General features: G+C 73.8%; 17 protein-coding genes. 6 read left to right on the top strand and 11 right to left on the bottom strand.

What is annotated here, in order from left to right; genetic code table 11:
- Window positions 1-7: 7 nt before the first annotated feature.
- The 3 genes from ACWEPX_RS00215 to ACWEPX_RS00205 all read right to left on the bottom strand — a co-directional run bounded on the left by ACWEPX_RS00215 (window position 8) and on the right by ACWEPX_RS00205 (window position 2,125).
- Window positions 8-1,291, bottom strand: a complete 1,284-nt coding sequence (locus ACWEPX_RS00215) for an SLC13 family permease (protein WP_451894848.1) — start codon at window positions 1,289-1,291, stop codon at window positions 8-10.
- Between the two features lie 85 nt (window positions 1,292-1,376).
- On the bottom strand, window positions 1,377-1,835 hold the full coding sequence (locus tag ACWEPX_RS00210) for a CBS domain-containing protein (protein WP_451894847.1): 459 nt from the start codon (window positions 1,833-1,835) through the stop codon (window positions 1,377-1,379).
- A gap of 26 nt (window positions 1,836-1,861) precedes the next feature.
- Window positions 1,862-2,125 (bottom strand): hypothetical protein, encoded by a 264-nt coding sequence (locus ACWEPX_RS00205; protein WP_451894846.1) that lies wholly within the window; start codon window positions 2,123-2,125, stop codon window positions 1,862-1,864.
- A gap of 159 nt (window positions 2,126-2,284) precedes the next feature.
- Here ACWEPX_RS00205 and ACWEPX_RS00200 point away from each other — a divergent pair, with 159 nt between their 5' ends.
- Genes ACWEPX_RS00200 through ACWEPX_RS00185 form a run of 4 tightly spaced genes read left to right on the top strand, consistent with a single transcriptional unit; the run spans window position 2,285 to window position 6,242 of the window.
- On the top strand, window positions 2,285-3,238 hold the full coding sequence (locus ACWEPX_RS00200) for a histidine kinase (protein WP_451894845.1): 954 nt from the start codon (window positions 2,285-2,287) through the stop codon (window positions 3,236-3,238).
- Complete coding sequence (locus tag ACWEPX_RS00195) at window positions 3,235-3,879, top strand: response regulator (protein WP_451894844.1); 645 nt, start codon at window positions 3,235-3,237, stop codon at window positions 3,877-3,879. Before ACWEPX_RS00200 ends, ACWEPX_RS00195 begins: the two co-directional genes overlap by 4 nt.
- Window positions 3,880-3,933: 54 nt before the next feature.
- Complete coding sequence (locus ACWEPX_RS00190) at window positions 3,934-4,857, top strand: hypothetical protein (RefSeq protein WP_451894843.1); 924 nt, start codon at window positions 3,934-3,936, stop codon at window positions 4,855-4,857.
- Window positions 4,854-6,242 carry a serine hydrolase domain-containing protein gene (locus tag ACWEPX_RS00185; RefSeq protein ID WP_451894842.1) on the top strand — a complete coding sequence of 463 codons (1,389 nt, stop codon included), beginning with the start codon at window positions 4,854-4,856 and terminating at the stop codon, window positions 6,240-6,242. The genes ACWEPX_RS00190 and ACWEPX_RS00185 overlap by 4 nt, the downstream gene beginning before the upstream one ends.
- On the opposite strand, the gene ACWEPX_RS00180 is transcribed toward ACWEPX_RS00185, so the two are convergent.
- The 4 genes from ACWEPX_RS00180 to ACWEPX_RS00165 form a co-directional block, all read right to left on the bottom strand.
- Window positions 6,202-7,149, bottom strand: a complete 948-nt coding sequence (locus ACWEPX_RS00180) for a metallophosphoesterase (RefSeq protein WP_451894841.1) — start codon at window positions 7,147-7,149, stop codon at window positions 6,202-6,204. The genes ACWEPX_RS00185 and ACWEPX_RS00180 overlap by 41 nt on opposite strands.
- A 362-nt stretch (window positions 7,150-7,511) precedes the next feature.
- A complete protein-coding gene (locus ACWEPX_RS00175; protein WP_451894840.1) occupies window positions 7,512-8,690 on the bottom strand; it encodes a serine/threonine-protein kinase in 1,179 nt (392 codons plus the stop codon).
- A gap of 70 nt (window positions 8,691-8,760) precedes the next feature.
- A complete protein-coding gene (locus ACWEPX_RS00170) occupies window positions 8,761-9,696 on the bottom strand; it encodes a hypothetical protein (RefSeq protein ID WP_451894839.1) in 936 nt (311 codons plus the stop codon).
- Window positions 9,697-9,820: 124 nt separating this feature from the next.
- Window positions 9,821-12,811 (bottom strand): S8 family peptidase, encoded by a 2,991-nt coding sequence (locus ACWEPX_RS00165; RefSeq protein ID WP_451894838.1) that lies wholly within the window; start codon window positions 12,809-12,811, stop codon window positions 9,821-9,823.
- 243 nt (window positions 12,812-13,054) lie between these two features.
- Between ACWEPX_RS00165 and gdhA the strand changes: the two genes are divergently transcribed.
- On the top strand, window positions 13,055-14,395 hold the full coding sequence (gene gdhA, locus ACWEPX_RS00160) for an NADP-specific glutamate dehydrogenase (protein ID WP_451895251.1): 1,341 nt from the start codon (window positions 13,055-13,057) through the stop codon (window positions 14,393-14,395).
- Here the strand turns inward: gdhA and ACWEPX_RS00155 are convergent.
- On the bottom strand, window positions 14,388-14,975 hold the full coding sequence (locus ACWEPX_RS00155; protein WP_451894837.1) for a TetR/AcrR family transcriptional regulator: 588 nt from the start codon (window positions 14,973-14,975) through the stop codon (window positions 14,388-14,390). The two genes, gdhA and ACWEPX_RS00155, sit on opposite strands and share 8 nt — an antisense overlap.
- 81 nt (window positions 14,976-15,056) lie before the next feature.
- Between ACWEPX_RS00155 and ACWEPX_RS00150 the strand changes: the two genes are divergently transcribed.
- Window positions 15,057-15,455 carry a DUF6463 family protein gene (locus ACWEPX_RS00150; RefSeq protein ID WP_451894836.1) on the top strand — a complete coding sequence of 133 codons (399 nt, stop codon included), beginning with the start codon at window positions 15,057-15,059 and terminating at the stop codon, window positions 15,453-15,455.
- Window position 15,456: 1 nt separating this feature from the next.
- Here ACWEPX_RS00150 and ACWEPX_RS00145 read toward each other — a convergent pair whose 3' ends face one another.
- From ACWEPX_RS00145 to ACWEPX_RS00135, 3 genes are all read right to left on the bottom strand, one after another.
- Complete coding sequence (locus ACWEPX_RS00145) at window positions 15,457-16,350, bottom strand: GlxA family transcriptional regulator (RefSeq protein ID WP_451894835.1); 894 nt, start codon at window positions 16,348-16,350, stop codon at window positions 15,457-15,459.
- A 7-nt stretch (window positions 16,351-16,357) separates the two neighbouring features.
- On the bottom strand, window positions 16,358-16,909 hold the full coding sequence (locus ACWEPX_RS00140; protein ID WP_451894834.1) for an isochorismatase family protein: 552 nt from the start codon (window positions 16,907-16,909) through the stop codon (window positions 16,358-16,360).
- Between the two features lie 68 nt (window positions 16,910-16,977).
- Window positions 16,978-17,394: an ATP-binding protein gene (locus ACWEPX_RS00135; RefSeq protein ID WP_451894833.1), complete on the bottom strand. Its 417-nt coding sequence runs from the start codon at window positions 17,392-17,394 to the stop codon at window positions 16,978-16,980.
- Window positions 17,395-17,493: the final 99 nt, after the last annotated feature.

Here is a 17,493-nt window from a genome sequence, read left to right as displayed (position 1 = left end):
GGATGGCTCAGAAGTAGCGCAGCCAGACGTAGACCCAGGCCATGGCCGTGCTGAGGAGGGTCACCAGGATGCCGTACTTGGTGAACCGCCAGAAGCTGATCCGGTGGCCGGTGCGGGCGGCGATGCCGATCGCCACGACGTTGGCGCTGGCGGCGACGGCGGTGCCGTTGCCGCCGAAGTCGGCGCCGAGGGCGAAGGCCCACCACAGCGCCTGCCCGGTCCCCGGATCGGGCGCCTCGGCGACCAGCCCCTCCACGACCGGGGCCATCGTGGCCACGTAGGGGATGTTGTCGAAGAAGGCGCCCAGCACGCTGGAGCCGAACAGCAGCGCGGTGGCCGCGGCGAAGAAGTTGTCGCCCACCACGTCGATCGCCCAGCCGCCGATGGCCGCGATGACCCCGGTGTGGACCAGGCCCGCCACCATGACGAACAGGCCCATGAAGAACACCAGCGTCGGCCACTCGATGTCGCTGAGCGCCTCCACCGGGTCCACCCGGGACACCAGCAGCATCACGCCCGCGCCCACCAGGGCCACGATGGACGGCTCGATGTGCACCACCGCGTGCAGGCCGAAGGCGATGACGACGCCCGCGAGCACGACCATGCAGCGGATGAACAGCTTCGGGTCGGTGATCGCCCGCCGCTCCTGCAGCGCCATCACCGCGGCCACGTGCTCGGGGTTGTACTGGAACTCCTTGCGGAACAGCACCTTGGTGAACAGCGTGAACACCGCGAAGATGACGATCACCGGCGGGGCCATGTGGACCAGGAAGTCGGTGAAGCTCAACCCGGCCCGGCTGCCGATGATGATGTTGGGCGGGTCGCCGATCAGGGTGGCCGCGCCACCGATGTTCGACGCCAGCACCTCGGCGATGATGTAGGGCTGCGCGGGCATGCGCAGCCGGTTGCACACCACCACCGTCACCGGCACGACGAGCATGATGATGGTCACGTTGTCCAGCAGGGGCGACGCGACCGCGGTGATGACCATGAGCAGGACCATCAGCCGGTACGGCTTGCCCTTGGACTTCTTCGCCGCCCAGATGCCCAGGTAGTCGAACACGCCGGTCTGGCGGACCACCGCGACGATCACCATCATCCCGAACAGCAGGAAGATGACGTTCCAGTCGATGCCCTCGTGCTCGGAGAAGAACACGTCCGACCCCGGCACCAGGCCGAGCACCGCCATCAGCCCGGCGGCGATGAGCACCACTTTGACCTTGTCGGCCTTCTCCGTCGCGATGAAGAAGAAGGCCACCAGGAAGATCCCCAGCGCCAGCGCCGCACTCACGAGTCGGGCTCCATGCGGCGTCCTCCGGGCACGGCTGAGCCACCCGCGGGGTGCGCGGGGTGGCGGGGCTGGCAGGGCTTGGGGGCTACTCGCCCGGGCCGAAGACGGCCAGGCTGGTGAGCAGGCGTTCCAGGGTGATGGCCCCGACGAGCGCGCCGTCGGCGCCGACGACGGCCACCAGCGGGCTGCGGAGCCTGCCCATCAGGGCGGCGATCTCCAGCAGCGTCGCGTCGGCGGCCACCGTGACGGGCTTGGCCGGTTTGTCCGGCAGGCAGTCGCCGACGGTCAGCCCCGCCAGCTCCTCCCAGAAGGTGTCCGCGTGCTCCTCGTCGACGGCCCTGGCCAGCGCCGGGTCGTCGCGGAAGGAGTCCGGCACGGCCAGGCGCAGCACCTGGGTGCCGGGCAGCACGATGCTCGGCCTGCCGAAATCGTCGACCACGATCAGGCCGGGCAGCCTGCTCACCGCCATCACCCGCAGGGCCTTGGCCACCGGATCCCTCCGGGTGACCGTCGGCACGGAGATGGCGATCTCGGCGGCTCGCATGTCCACACCCCTTCGGGCCGCGGCGGTCACGGCGCGCCGTCCAGCGCGGCGAGCCGCTGTTCGAGCGCGGCCACCCGGTCGGCCAGCGGTGTGGTGCGCAGCGTGTCGGCCACCTGGTCGGCCTCGTCGGCGTCGAGCTCCACGGTGAGCGCGGGCTCGTCGCCGCCGTCGTAGACCAGCAGGTCCCGGCGGTCGCCCGGCCCGCTGACCACCGCGAACCGGTGCCCGGCGCGGGCGACGAAGTGGTGGACCCGCCCGGTGCCGGGCACCGTGGTGTGGCTGACCTGCATGTCGTCCTCCTTCCGCCGCCTGCTCCCAGTGTCCGTTCCGGGAGCGCCGGGCACTATGGGGGCTGACACCCATTTCCGCGGGTCACCGCCTGCGGAGCAGCCACGGATTGGGGGACGTCGCCGATGGACACCGGTGCGGGCGGTGGTCACGCTGAGCCAATGGGCGCACTGCCGCCGATGCCCACCCGGTCCCTGTTCCGCAGGCTGTCGCTGATCAACGGCCTGGTCTTCACCGCGGGCACCCTCGCGCTCGCGCTGTCCCCCGCCACCGTCTCCCGCACCGTGCTGCAGACCGAGATCGCCGTGCTCGCCATCGGCCTCGGGGTGATCCTGGGCATCAACGCCTGGCTGGTGCGCCGCAGCCTCGCCCCGCTCAACGGCCTGACCCGGCTCATGCAGCGGGTCGACCTGCTCGCCCCGCACGCCCGCTACACCGAGCGCGGCCAGGGCGACCTCGGCCACCTCATCGCCACCTTCAACGCGATGCTCGACCGGCTGGCCGCCGAGCGCAGCGCCAGCAGCGCGCACGCGCTGGCCGCCCAGGAGGCCGAGCGCGAGCGCATCGCCCGCGAGCTGCACGACGAGATCGGCCAGAGCCTGACCGTGGTGCTGCTCGGCCTCAAGCGCGCCGTCGACCGCGCCCCCGCCGAGCTGCGCGACGACCTGCTGGCGGTGCAGGAGACCGTGCGCGGCAGCCTGGACGAGGTGCGCCAGGTCGCGCGCAGGCTGCGGCCGGGCGTGCTCGCCGACCTCGGCCTGCACAGCGCGCTCAGCGCCCTGTGCGGGGAGTTCGCCGAGGCCACCGGCATCACCGTGGACCGGGCCATCGGCCCGGTGCCCGACCGCGGCGCCGACACCGACCTGGTGGTCTACCGGATCGCCCAGGAGAGCCTGACCAACATCGCCCGCCACGCCGACGCGACCCGCGTCGAGGTGCGCCTGACCGCCACGACGCTGCGCATCGCCGACGACGGCCGGGGCGGGGTGACCACCGAGGGCGCGGGCATCCGCGGCATGCGCGAGCGGGCGCTGCTCATCGGCGCCCGGCTGACCATCGACTCGCCCCCCGGCGGCGGCACCGCCGTCCGGCTCGACCTGGAGGGGTCGTGGTGACCCAGACCCGCATCCTGCTCGCCGACGACCACGCCCTGGTGCGCCGCGGCCTGCGGCTCATCCTCGACGCCGAACCCGACCTGCGGGTGGTCGCCGAGGCCGCCGACGGGGCCGAGGCGGTCACCCGGGCGGTGCCCGGCGAGGTGGACCTGGTGGTCCTCGACATCGCCATGCCGCGCATGACGGGGTTGCAGGCCACCCGCGAGATCACCCGCAGGGCGCCGGGCATCCGCGTGCTGATCCTGTCGATGTACGACAACGAGCAGTACCTGTTCGAGGCGCTGAAGGCGGGCGCGTCCGGGTACGTGCTCAAGTCCCTGGCCGACCGCGACCTCATCGAGGCGTGCCGGGCGGCGATGCGCGGCGAGCCGTTCCTGTACCCGGGCGCGGTGACCACGCTGATCCGCCAGTACCTGCGCGGCGAGCGCCCCGGCCTGCCGGAGACCATCCTCACCCCGCGCGAGGAGGAGGTGGTCAAGCTCATCGCCGAGGGCCACTCGGCCAAGGACATCGCCGAGCAGCTGGTGATCAGCGTGAAGACGGTCGACCGCCACCGCGCCAACATCCTGCACAAGCTCGGCCTGCGCGACCGCCTCGACATCGCCCGCTACGCGATCCGGACCGGCCTGGTCGAGCCCTGAGGCGTCAGCCCGCTGTCCCGGCCGCGTCAACGGGCGGTGCCAGGGTCGGGGACCATGAAGCTGCTGACGGTGCTGGCGCTGGTGTTCGGCCTGGTCCTGGTCCCGCGCCCGGCTGCGGCCGCGGCGTGCGCGTGGCGGGTGGCCGAGCTGCCCGCCCCCTCGGGGTACTCGCACGCCACGGCGACCGGGCACGCGGGGGCCGGGCTCGTCGTGGGCACGGTGTGGCGCACCGACCACCGCGAGGGCGTCGTCTGGCGCGACGGCGTGCCGCGGCTGCTGCCGAACCCGCCGGGCACGGGCGCGGGGTCGAACTACCCGGCCGCGGTCAACGCGGCGGGCGTGATCACCGGCCGGTGGGCGGGCACGGACGGCAGCCACACGGCCTGGCGGTACCGGGACGGGCGCTACGAGCTGCTGCCCGGGCGGGGCACGTGGGTCTCGGTGCCCACCGACATCAACACCGCAGGCGACGTGGTGGGCTTCAGCCGGGTCTTCGTCGGCGGCGCGCAGGTGAACACCCTGGTGTGGCCGGTCGGCGGCGGCATGGTCGACCTGGGTGCGGCCTACCCCGTCGGCGTGGACGACGCGCGGCGGGTCGCGCTGTCCACCGGACAGCTGGTGCACCCCGACGGCAGCGCCCTCGCGCTGGCGGGCGGGACGCCGTCGGCCTACCAGGACGGGCGCCTCGTCGGCTACCAGGGCAGCGCCGCGCCCTACACGATCGTCGAGTGGGACCTCACGGGCCGGATCGTGCGGCGGATCCCCGATGGCGTGCCGTCTGGGGTGAACGCGGCGGGTGCGCTGGTCGGGGTGCGCGGCGACGGTTCCGTGGCGGTCTGGCGCGACGGCGGCGTGGAGGTCGTGGCCTCGCCCGCGCCCGCGCGCAGCTACCTGCTGGACATCACCGACGATAATGCCATCGTGAGCGACTACCGAGTCTCGGGCGTCACCCGCAGCGGCATCTGGCGCTGCCGGTGATCGGTCCCCTCGCAGCGGGCTTCTTCGACCCCGAGGACTGGCGGCAGCGGCTGGACGGGTTGCGCGAGCGCCACCGCGTGCCCGGCGCGCAGGTGGGCGTGCTGGCGCTGGGCGGCGACGCGGGCGACGCCGACGTGCGCGTCGCCGCGTCCGGCATCACCAGCCTGGCCACCGGCGTCGAGGTCACCCCGGACACCCTGTTCCAGTACGGGTCCATCACCAAGGTGTGGACGACGACGCTGGTCATGCAGCTGGTCGACGACGGCGAGATCACCCTCGACACGCCGGTCGTCGAGGTGCTGCCGGACTTCCGCATCGCCGACCCCGGGCACGGGGACGCGATCACCGTCCGGCACCTGCTGACCCACACCAGCGGCATCACCGGCGACCTGTTCACCGACACCGGCGACGGCGACGAGTGCCTGCAGCGCTACGTCGACGCGCTCGCCGATGCGCCGAGCACCACGGCGCCGGGCGGGCCGCTGAGCTACTGCAACGCCGGGTTCGTCGTGGCGGGGCGGATCGTGGAGGTGCTGCGCGGGATGGCGTGGGACGACGCCGTGGCCGCGCACCTGGCCCGGCCGCTGGGCCTGCGCCACGTCATCACCCGGACCAAGGAAGCGCCGCTGTTCCGCACCGCCGTGGGGCACGTGCTCGACGCCGACCGCGCGGTCGTGCCCGCCTCGCGCTGGGTGCTGCCCCGGTCGACGGGCCCCGCCGGCCTGATCACCGGCAGCGCGGGCGACCTGCTGCGGTTCACCGCGATGCACCTGCGGGACGGCGACGACGTCCTCTCCGCCCGCTCCGCGCGGGCCATGCGCACCCCGCAGGTCGACCTGACCGGGGTGTCCACAGTGCACAAGGCGTGGGGGCTGGGCTGGCGCATCGCCGAGTGGACCGGCGAGGGCGGCCCGGTGCGGTGCGTCGAGCACGGCGGGCAGACCATCGGCCAGAACGCGCGGCTGACCGCGTTCCCCGACCTGGGCTTCGCCTTCTGCGTGCTGACCAACGCCGCGGGCGGCCCCGCGCTCGCCGACGAGGTGGAGGCGCTGATCGGCGCGGAGCTGGGCCTCACCCCGCCGCGCCCGCTGGTCCAGGCGGGCGGCGACCTGACCCCGCTGCTCGGCGTCTACGAGACCGCGATGACGCGCTGCACCCTCGCCCGCGGCGACGACGGGCAGGTCCGGCTGGAGGTGGTCGCCATCGACCCCACCCCCGACGACGGCCCACCCGACCCGCCCCGGCCGGTGCGCCCCAGCGGGCCGGGCCGGTTCACCGTCGACATGGGCAGCGGGCCGAGGGAGATCACCCACGTGGTGGACGGGGACGCGGAGTACCTCTTCCTCAACCGGCTGTTCCGGCGGGTCGGCCCGAGCGCAGGGTGAGCACGGCGATCTCGCTGGGGGCGAACACCCGCAGCGGCGGCCCCCAGAAGCCGGCGCCGCGGCTGGTGTAGATCCAGGTGCGGCCACCGGCCCGCTCCAGCCCGCTCAGGTGCGGCTGGTCGGCGCGCACGAGCCAGTGGAACGGCCAGATCTGGCCGCCGTGGGTGTGCCCGGACACCTGCAGGTCGACCCCGCGCGCGACGGCCGCGGCGACCTGCTTGGGCTGGTGGGCGACCAGGAGCACCGGCAGATCGCCGACGCCGTCCAGCGCGGCGTCCAGGTCCTCGCCGTGGCCGTCGATGCCCGCGTGCCGCGCGGTGCGGTCGTCGACGCCCGCGATGGCGATGCGGTCCCCGCCGCGCTCGATGACGGTGTGGGTGTTGTGCAGGTGGGTCCAGCCCAGCTCGGCCATGTGGTCCACCCAGGACGGCGCGCCGCTGTAGTACTCGTGGTTGCCGGTGACGTACACCTTGGCGTACTCGGCCCGCAACGCCCCCATGTGCGCCGACTGCGCCCGCCTGCGCTCCACCGGCCCATCGGCGATGTCGCCCGCGTGCACCAGCACATCCGGCGCAAGCTCTCCCACCACCGCGCACACCCGCCGCGACCACTCCGCGCGGTCGATGGGCCCGAAGTGCGTATCCGCCAGCACGACGACCCGCAGCCCGTCCAGCCCCGGCCCCAACCGCTCCAACCACACGTCGGTCCGCCGCACCCGCGGCACGCGCATCGCTTCCCAGTGCCCGTAGGCCAGGACCACGCCCACCACGACCACCGTCCCCACCGCCACAGCCCGCGAGCGCAGCGGATCAGCCACCCCCGCCAACGCCAACCCACCCTCGACAACCGCCCCGATCACGGTCCAGGTGAACACCACCCACGCGACACCGAGCACCGTGTCCCCCACGATGGCTGCACGGTCCTTCCCTCGCCCGTGCCCCACCCCCATCCCCCACGGCAACGCCACCGCCCCAGCCGCAAACCCGATGGTCCCCAGCGCAACCACCCACCCCGGCCACGCCTGCCCACCAACCACCAGCAGCCACCACGGCACGCCGAACAACAACCCCAGAACAACCACAAGCACCCCGGCGAACCGCACCGCCCGCCCCACCGGCCGCTTCCGAACCTCGGTCTCCACCATCCCGCCTCCCACCCAGCCAGTCTAAGGAGCACAGACCCGAACGGACGACGACAAGTGCGCCCCCTGGCCGCCCAACCCCGCTGAACCGCGCGCAGATCCCCGCACTCTTGTCGTCGGGGTGTTCGCTACCGGTTGGGGCCGCCCTTGCCGCGGCCGGCCTTCGGCACGCCCGCATGGTCCGGAGGGCCGGGGCGGCGGGTCTTCGGTGGTTTGGCGGGCTGCGGCTGGGGTTGGGTGGCCGTCTGCCGTGGGGCGGTCACCGCCTCGACGGGCTTGGGTTTGGGTGCTGCGGTGGTGGGTGCGTCCGTGGTCGGTGTGGTGGTGGGGATGTCGGCTGCTTCCACGACTTCGGACGGGGCTGTGGTGGGTGGGACGCCTGCGGTGGGGGTGTTGGGGTGGTCGGTCGGGATGAGGAGGAGGCCGACCAAGCCCGCGGCGACGGCGAGGGCGCCGAGGGTGGCGAGGGTGGTGCGGCGGGTGGGGGTCTCTGGCTCGGTCGACCAGGGCAGCGCCAAGGGCTCGGTCGGGGAATCGGACAGGGCGGCGGCGCACTCGGCTGCGGTCGGGCGGCGGTGCGGGACGAGGGAGGTCATCCGGGACAGGAGGTGGACCAGCTCGTCCGGGAGGGTCGGGGGGATGGCGGGCGGGCGGTGCAGGCGGGCGACCGCGCTCTCCACGTCGGTGCCCTGGTACTCCGGGACGCCGGTCAGGCACTCCAGCAGGACCAGGCCCAGGGCGTAGATGTCGGCGCCGGGGCCGACCTCGGCGCCGCGGACCTGCTCGGGGGCCAGGTAGGCGGCGGTGCCGACCATCTGGTTCGACGCGGTGATCCGCTCGGCCCCGGTGATCCGCGCGACGCCGAAGTCGGCCAGGTACGGGGTGTCCGCCGCGTCCAGCAGGATGTTGGACGGCTTGATGTCGCGGTGGATCACCCCCTGCCCGTGCACGTACGCCAGCACGTCGGCCAGGCGGGCGCCCAGCCGCCGGGTCTCGGCGGTGCCGAGCGGGCCTTCGGCGATGCGCTCGCGCAGCGTGCGGCCCTCGATCAGCTGCAGGACCACGTACGGCGGGTCGTCGGCGCCCGCGTCGTAGACGTCGACCAGCCCCGGGTGCGACAGCGCCGCCAGGGTGCGGGCCTCGTTGCCGAAGCGGGCCAGGTCGATGCCGTCGGGGGCGCCGCGGAAGATCTTCACCGCGACCGGTCTGGCCAGGCGGGTGTCCCACGCCCGGTGCACCCGCGCCGCGCCGCCGGAGCCGATCAGCTCGCCGAGCTGGTAGCGCTGCGCGATCAGTTCACCCGTCACCGTGGCACCCCGTCCTCTGGTCCTCGCGCGCACCTACCCGCTGCCGACCAAGATCAAACACCCCCGGGCGTCACTCCCATTCGACGGCGATGCCGTGCACCCCCGGCGGCGTGGTCGGGAAGTAGGCGCTGACCGTGTCGTGGCTGCAGAACAGCTCGGTGACCGCCGAGCGGGGCTCGTGCGCGCTCGGCCGGGACTCCTGCACGCAGCGCACGGGCCGCGTGGCCGGGTCGAAGTGGAACTGGACCAGCAGCGAGCCGCCGTGGACCCGGGCCAGCTGGTGGTAGCCGACCACCGGCCCGCCGCTGCTGTCGGTGACGGTGTAGCTCAGCACGTGCACCTCCCCCGCCCCGAGCCGCCGGTCGAACGCCAGCTCGACCACCATCGACCCGCTGGGCGCGTGCCTGCGCACCCGACCGCGGCGGCAGCCCTCGCCCTCGCGCACGTCGGCGGCCTCGATGTCGCAGCCGGGGTCGCCGCGGTAGACGACGTGGTAGCGGTCCGGGCCGTCCCGGCGGGCCCGCAGCACGACGCGGGTGGTGCTGGTGCGCATGACCCGGTTCGCGCCGACGTCGATGCTCTGGTGCGCCGAGAGCACTTCGAGATCGGCGTTGCACCGCGATTCCGGCACGTCCAGCTCCCGCAGCAGGTCGGCGGCCGAGCTCCACTGCCCGCACAGCTCCACCCACCGCCGCGGCGCGCCGCCCGCGTCGCCCAGCGGGCGGCGGCGGGGCTGGATCAGGCCGACGAGCGCGTGCTCGGGCAGGTTGAGGATCTCCTCAAGCGCGTGGACCACGGCCGCGGACTGCGGCCCGTCCGGCACCCGCAGGCCCCGCTGCCAGTAGCTGATGGTCGAGCCGCCGACCCGCAGGCCGCGCCGCTCCAGGTGCGCGCACAGCCGGGCCAGCGGCAGCCCCCGCTCGGTGATCGCCACCCGCAGCGCCCGGTGGAACGGCCCGTTGCGCAGCGCGTCGGCCAGCTCGGCGTCCTCAACGGCGTTGACCACACCCATCACCTCCAGCTCATCGCTACACCGTGAATGACGGCGGTGGAGCCGGAATGACACGCGCGGTCGCCAGATCGGCGGGTGGGGCCGGTGTCGCGCACCGGCCCCCACCCGCCCTACCGGCTCAGGAGTTGACCCACACCAGGGTCGACGCCCCCGTGGTCGTGCCGTCGCCGTAGAGGACGCGGCCGACCCAGCGGCCGCCCGCGGGCAGGCCCGACCAGGCCGCGGTGACCTTGGTCGGGGCGCCCGCGGTGGCCTGCTGGCTCGCCGGGGTCGCGGTCAGGTTGCCCGCGGCCGCCGAGCCCAGCAGGAAGGTGAACTGCTTCACCTGCTGGGCAGGCCCGTCGTACAGGTCGACGTAGACGTCGTAGGAGCCCGCGGTCGGGTTGTTCACCGAGACCCACTCCTCCGCCGTGCTGCCCGCGCTGCTGTTGACCAGCGTCGTCGTGCCCGCGCGGTAGACGAACACGTCGAGGTCGGTGCCCGCGGCGACATCGGCGTCGAAGGTCGACCACCGGACGTAGGTCGTCCCCGCGGGGACGGTGACGGTGAACTTCGCGGTGTGCTCGCCCGCCGTCGGGTTGGCGGTGTCGAAGTTCGCGCCGGTCGGGTTCCTCAGCTCGGCGGTGTTCTCCGCCGCCTTGGCCAGGCCGACGACCGAGGCCGTCAGCGTGCCGGTGAAGCCCGGCTGGACGGCGGCCTCGGCGCTGCCCGCCGAGCCCGTGCCGCGCAGCTCGGCGCTCACCGCGGCGAACACCGGCTTGACCGCGATCACGCTGCGCACCGGCGCACCGCGCACCGGCGTCCAGGTGAGGTCGCCGAAGACGTAGGCGCCCAGCGGGGCCGACGTGCGGGTGAAGGTGACCTTGTAGGAGCGCGACTGCCCCGGCGGGATCACCAGGACGCGCGGCGAGACCGACGCGGACAGCCCGGCCAGGCCGGTGACCTTCGGGTGCAGCACGTGGGCGTGGCGGCCGGTGTTGGTCAGCGTGCGCGTCACGGTCTGCTTGCCCGCGAGATCGCCGATCGCGATCGACGCCAGGTTCACGTCGCTGGCGTCGATCGGGGTGACGCCCTGGCAGCTGCCGCCCGGCGGCGTCACGGCCACCCCGCACAGCAGCCGGTCCCACTGCTGGGCGCCGCTGTCGTAGACGAGGTCGGTGTCGATGGCGTCGGCGATGGACACGTGGCCCGCGCCGTAGTCCAGCGGCGTCGCGGCGGCCCCGGCGTCGGTCGGGATCGGCTTGCGCTGGTTGTCGGTGGTCTTCGCCGAGGTCATCAGGGCGGACTTCACCGCCATCGGCGACCAGCCCGGGTGCCGCTGGATCAGCAGGGCGGCCATCCCGGCGATGTGCGGGGCGGCCATCGAGGTGCCCGACATCAGGTCCCAATTGCGCCCGCCGTGCCGCTCGGGGGTCACCGCGGCGAGCACGTCGACGCCGGGGGCGAGGATGTCCGGCTTGAGGAAGTCGCCGCCGCCGGTCAGCGCCGGGCCACGGGAGGAGAACGCCGCGACGGCGGGGGCGCGCACGCCCTTCACCACGGTGCCCGCCGACAGCGCGGCCGTGGGCGCGGCGCCCGCGGCGTAGGCCTTGATGGCCGCGCCCGCCACGTGGTCGACGTGCACGGTGGGCACGACGTGGATGTCGCCGTTGAGCGAGTTCGCCGTCGGGTTGACCAGCACCATGCCGATGCCGCCCGCCTGCTTGACCGCGCGGCTCTTGGCGGTGCGGTCGTTCACCCCGCGGTCGCAGACCACGATCTTGCCCGCCGCCTTGGCCGGGTCCAGCGCGCCCTCGTAGCACAGGCGCGCGTCCTCGGCGTTCGCGCCGGGCAGGCCGACGGCGGTGGAGAGCACCAGCGGGGCCGCCGGGACGGCCGCGCCCGCGCCGGTCCCGGTGTAGGTCTTGCCGTCGCCGGTGGTGACGGTGGCGGCGTACTGGCGCGGGTGGGTGCCCGCCGCGACCGAGGTCATCCACGGGGTGTTCTTCGAGACCGTGCTCGCGCCGGGGCCGTCGTTGCCCGCCGACGCGGCCACGAACACCCCCGCCTTGGCCGCCCGGTAGAAGGCCAGGGTGACCAGGTCGCCGTACCCGGACGCGCCGGAGATGGAGTAGTTGAGCACGTCCACGCCGTCGGCGATGGCGGTGTCGATGGCCTTCACCGAGTCGCTGTTGATGCAGGTGTCGTCGCCTGCCTCGGTGACGATCCAGCAGGTCTTGTAGATCGCCAGCCGGGCGCCGGGGGCGATGCCGCTGGCCGCGCCGTAGGACCGGCCGTCGACCGAGACCGCCACGCCGTGCTTGCCCGCCGCGGTGCTCGCCGTGTGGCTGCCGTGGCCGCCGTGGTCGCGCGGGGAGGTGTACTCCGACGGGATCGGGCGGGTGCCGACGCCCTCGTTGAAGTAGCGCGCGCCGATCACCTTGTTGTTGCAGGTGACCCTGGGCTCCTCGACGCCGGGGTCGCAGACGCCGCGCCAGCGCGCCGCGATCGCCCGGTCCGCGGCCGCGGTGGTGCGGATCGGGCCGAAGCTGGGGTTCTCCGGCACGAACCCGGAGTCGATCACGCCGATGATCACCCCGTCGCCCGCCTTCGCGTCGCCGCCGAGGCGCTGCCAGGCGCCCGAGCGGCCGGTCAGGCCCAGGAACTCGGGGGTGGAGACGGTGTCGAGCTTGCTCTCGCCGTCGGGGACGACGAGCTTGACCCCGGGCGCCTTGGCCAGCTTCGCGGCCTGCTCGGGCGTCATGCGGGCCGCGAACCCGGCGTTGGTGTAGTTGTAGTCGTAGACCTTGCGCGCCCCGCGCACCGTGCCGAGCACCTGCGCGCGGCGCCGGTCCAGGTGGGCGACGTAGCTGCGCACGTCGGGGTCGTCGCGGTCCAGCTTGCCGCCGGGCTCGGGCGCGGTGGCCGCCAGGCCCGCCACCCCGCCGCCGTACTCCACGACCGGCGCGTCGGCCAGCTCCACCAGGTAGATGCCGTTGGGCGAGGCCGCGAGCGCGGGCTCGGCCGGGGGGTCGGCCAGCGCGCCGCCGGGGGCGCCGACCCCGACGCCGAGCGAGGTCAGCGCGAGCAGGGCCAGGGCTCTGCCGCGCCTGCGCGATGAGGGAGCCAATGCAGGGGTCCTTCCAGGGGGGATGGGGATGCGGCCATCTCAACCGCGGCGCGGTCGGGCGTTCAAGGACGCGCCGTTCACCCATGCGGCCCAAGGGGGCGTGAACGCCGTGAGCGCCGCAGCGTGATGCTCACCACGAGGGCCGCGACGGGAAGTGGCTCAGGCGGCTTCACCTGGTACGAATGGGCCGGTTGTCCGACAAGCGGACGACGTTGCGGGAAGACCGGGAGCGCTGGCGTGCCGATCCTTGACGGGAAGCTTGGTGAGATCTACGACGAGGTGCTGCGCCGCAACCCCGGCGAGACCGAGTTCCACCAGGCCGTGCACGAGGTGCTCGACACCCTCGGCCCGGTGCTGGCCAAGCACCCGCACTACGCCGACGCCGCGGTGATCAGCAGGCTGTGCGAGCCGGAGCGGCAGATCATCTTCCGGGTGCCGTGGGTGGACGACTCCGGCGCGGTGCGGATCAACCGCGGCTTCCGGGTGGAGTTCAACTCCGCGCTGGGCCCGTACAAGGGCGGCCTGCGCTTCCACCCGTCGGTCTACCTGGGCATCGTCAAGTTCCTCGGGTTCGAGCAGATCTTCAAGAACTCGCTGACCGGCATGCCGATCGGCGGCGGCAAGGGCGGGTCGGACTTCGACCCCAAGGGCCGCTCCGACGGCGAGGTCATGCGGTTCTGCCAGGCGTTCATGACCGAGCTGTACCGCCACATCGGCGAGTACACCGACGTGCCCGCAGGCGACATCGGCGTCGGCGGCCGGGAGATCGGCTACCTGTTCGGCCAGTACAAGCGGATCACCAACCGCTACGAGTCCGGCGTGCTCACCGGCAAGGGGATCACCTGGGGCGGCTCGCAGGTGCGCACCGAGGCCACCGGCTACGGCACGGTGTTCTTCGTCGACGAGATGCTCAAGACCCGCGGCGACTCCTTCGACGGCAAGCGCGTGGTGGTCTCCGGGTCCGGCAACGTCGCGATCTACGCGGTGGAGAAGATCCAGCAGCTCGGCGGGGTCGTGGTGGCCTGCTCGGACTCCAACGGCTACGTCGTCGACGAGAAGGGCATCGACCTCGACCTGCTCAAGCAGGTCAAGGAGACCCGCAGGGAGCGCCTGTCGGCCTACGCCGACGCCCGCCCGCACGCCGAGCACGTCCTCGGCGGCTCGGTGTGGGACGTCGCCTGCGACATCGCCCTGCCCTGCGCGACCCAGAACGAGCTGGACGCCCGCGCCGCCACCGCGCTGATCGGCAACGGCTGCCGCATCGTCGCCGAGGGCGCCAACATGCCCTGCACCCCCGACGCGGTCCGCCTCTTCGCCGAGGCGGGGGTCCTCTTCGCCCCCGGCAAGGCCGCCAACGCGGGCGGTGTCGCCACCAGCGCCCTGGAGATGCAGCAGAACGCCTCCCGCGACTCGTGGACCTTCGAGCACACCGAGCGCAGGCTGGCCGACATCATGCGCGGCATCCACGACCGCTGCCTGGCCGCGGCCGACACCTACGGCACCCCGGGCAACTACCTGGCAGGCGCCAACATCGCGGGCTTCATCCAGGTCGCCGACGCGATGCTCGCCCTCGGCATCATCTGACGCCCCAACGCCCAACCGCCCGCAGCAGGACCCCGAACGCGGCGTAGGTGCGGTCGAGGTCCACCGCGGCCGGGTCGGTCCGCCACTGCTGGTGCACCCCCATCACGACGCCGAGCACGATCGCGCTCAGCTCGTCGGCGCCGAGCCCGTCGGCCAGCTCGGCCCGCGCGACCCAGGCGCGGACCAGCTCGCGCAGCGCGGCGTGCAGCTCGCGGCACCACTTGCCCAGGGGTGATCCCGGCTCGGCCGCCTCGGCGGCCAACGTGGTGAACAGCCGGGTCGACGGCCTGCTCGTCAGCTCGGCGATGCGGGCCAGCACCTGGTCCAGCGCGGCGACCGGGTTGTCCGCCTCCGCGCGCAGGGCCGCGGTGGCGTCGTCGACCACCGCGGCCAGCAGGCCCTCCTTGTTCCCGAAGTGCCACGGGATGGACCCGCGGCTCACCCCGGAGCGGGCGGCGATGTCCTCGAACGTCGTCTGCCGGTAGCCGCGCTCGGCGAACAGCTCGGCGGCCGCGGTGATCAGCAGCCTGCGGCTCTCCTGCGTGGTCTGCGCCCGCCGCGTCGCCCGTGGAGTCGTCACGGCTGGCGAGTCTATCCCTGGCTGAACAGCAGCCCATTGGCTATGCGATATTCCCTATGTTGACCAACATGGGGAGTGGCGATGGGTCGCACGAGGGCGCTGCTGCGGTGGGCGGGCGCGATCATGGTGGTGCTGGGGGCCGGGCACCTGGTGATCCTGGCCGTGGTGGAGTGGTCCCGCTTCGCCGGATGGATCGGTCGGGGCGGGTGGGGCGCGGTGCCGTTCACCGGGGCCGACGCGGCGGACGCCGTGGCGTTCTGGGCGGGCGTGGGGAGCTTCGCGGCGCCTGCGATCATCCTGGGCTGCCTGATCTGGCACCTCGCCGGACGCGGCGTGGCCGTGCCCGGGTGGGTCGGCTGGGCGCTGATGGCCTGGTGGGCGGTCGGCGGGCTGCTGCTCGTTCCGTCGCCGTTCTTCGTCGGCGTCATCCCGAGCGCGCTCATCGTGCTGGCAGGCGGACGGCGGCGGGCCCCGGCGTAGCTCAGCGGGCGCGGAGGCGGCGGAGCATGCGGGCGTCTTGGAAGCCGACGGCGCGGGCTGCGCTTTCGATGGTGGCGCCGTGGCCGATGAGGTGCTCGGCGCGTTCGAGGCGGAGGGCCTGTTGGTAGCGCAGCGGGGTCACGCCGGTGGCGCGGGTGAACTGGCGGGTGACGGTGCGTTCGCCGCAGCCTGCGATGCGGGCCAGGTCGGCGAGGGTCAGGCGTTCGTGGAAGCGGGACTCGATGACGTCCTGCATGCGGTGAACCGCGTCGTCGACGTGGGAGCGGTGGCGGAGCAGGGCGCTGATCTGCTGGTCGCCGCCGTTGCGCCGGGCGTAGACGACCATCGAGCGGGCGATCCGCGCCGCCGTCGCCGGGCCGTGGCGGGTGGCGACCAGGTGCAGGGCGAGGTCGATGCCGCTGGCGATCCCCGCCGAGGTGACCACGCGCCCGTCGGCGACGTACAGCACGTCCCGCACGACCGTCGCCGCCGGGTACCGCCGGGCCAGCTCGTCCTGCACGTCGTGGTGGGTCGTGCAGCGCCGCCCGTCGAGCAGGCCCGCGCGGCCGAGGAGGTCGGCGCCCGCGCACACGCTGGCCACGGTGCCCGGGTGGGCGCGCAGCCAGTCGAGCAGGGCCGGGCTCAGCGGCCCGGTCCCGGCCAGCCGGGGCGCGCGCCAGCCCGGCACGACGACCAGGTCGTCCGGGGCGGGCGCGGGCGGCTCGGTCCCGGCGCGCAGGGAGGTCCCCTGCGCGCTGGGCACGTCGGTGCTGTCGGCGAGGTACGCCAGCTCGTAGGGCAGGCCGAGGTCGCGCGCCCCGGAGAACACCTGGGCGGGCCCGGCCAGGTCGAGCAGGTGCAGCCCGGGGACGAGCAGGAAGACGACGGTCGGCACGATCCGGTCACCCTACGCCGGTGACCTCCGCGACCGTGGCCACGGTTGCGAACCGGCCCGCGAGGGCGTACTCCGTCCGCTCGATGATGTCCGCGGTGGGCAGCACCGCGCCGGTGCGCCAGTGCGTGATCGGCGTCGTCGCGGTGGCGTCGGTGACGAAGGTGACGGCGAAGCCGAGGTCCGAGCCGACCCGGGCGGTGGTCTCGCAGCACTGCTCGGTCCGGATGCCGCAGATCCGCAGACCCCGCACGCCGCGGACGGTGAGCAGCCGCTGCAGCTCGGTGGTGGTGAAGGCGTTGTGCGCGGTCTTGGTGAGCTGGGGCTCCCCCTCGGCGGGCGCCAGCCCCTCGATGAGCCGCACGTGCCCGGTCGCCGGGTCGAACGGGGTCCCGGTGCCCGGCTCGCTGTGCAGCACCCACACCACCAGGTCGCCCTGGGCGCGGGCGTGCTCCACGAGGGCGCCGACGGGGGTGGCGATGTCGGGCTGGGAGCTGCGGGCCCAGTCCGCCCGGACGCGGAAGGACTCCTGGACGTCGATCACGATCAGCGCTTCGGCCATGCCCCCAGCCTGGCCGCCGCCGGGCCGGGCGGACAGGCACGGCCTGGCCCGGACCCGGACCGATCCGGTCAGGCCGAGCCGGTGTCGAAGGTGGCCCACACCGTCTTGCCCGGCGGCTTGCGGTCCACGCCCCAGGCGACCGACAGCGCGTCGACGATGTTGAGCCCCCGGCCGCGGATGTCGCCGAAGCGGGAGCGGCCGATGGCGGGCTGGGCCGCGGAGGCGTCGTCGACCTCCACGCGCAGCGGGCCCGGGACCGGGCCCAGGCGGACCAGGCGCAGCCGGGACGGGCGCTGGGCGTGCTCGTAGGCGTTGCCCACCAGCTCGGTCACCACCAGCTGGATGTCGCCGAGCAGCTCGGTCCCGACCAGCTCGGGCAGCTCCCCCACCACCCACCGCCGGACCTCGGCCACCTGCTCGACGCTCTGCCCGAACTCCCACACCGACACGTGCTCGGCACCGAGTGGATCACCGCGACCGCTCACCGCACCCACTTGCTCCTGCCTGTCGTCGACAGCACCCCCTGATCCCCACAGACGGTACCGGTCGGCCGGACGCGCCCGGAGAGCGCTCGCCACCTGCGC

It is taken from the genome of Actinokineospora sp. NPDC004072 (genome assembly GCF_053604195.1).
This window is presented reverse-complemented; position numbering and strand designations above follow the sequence as displayed.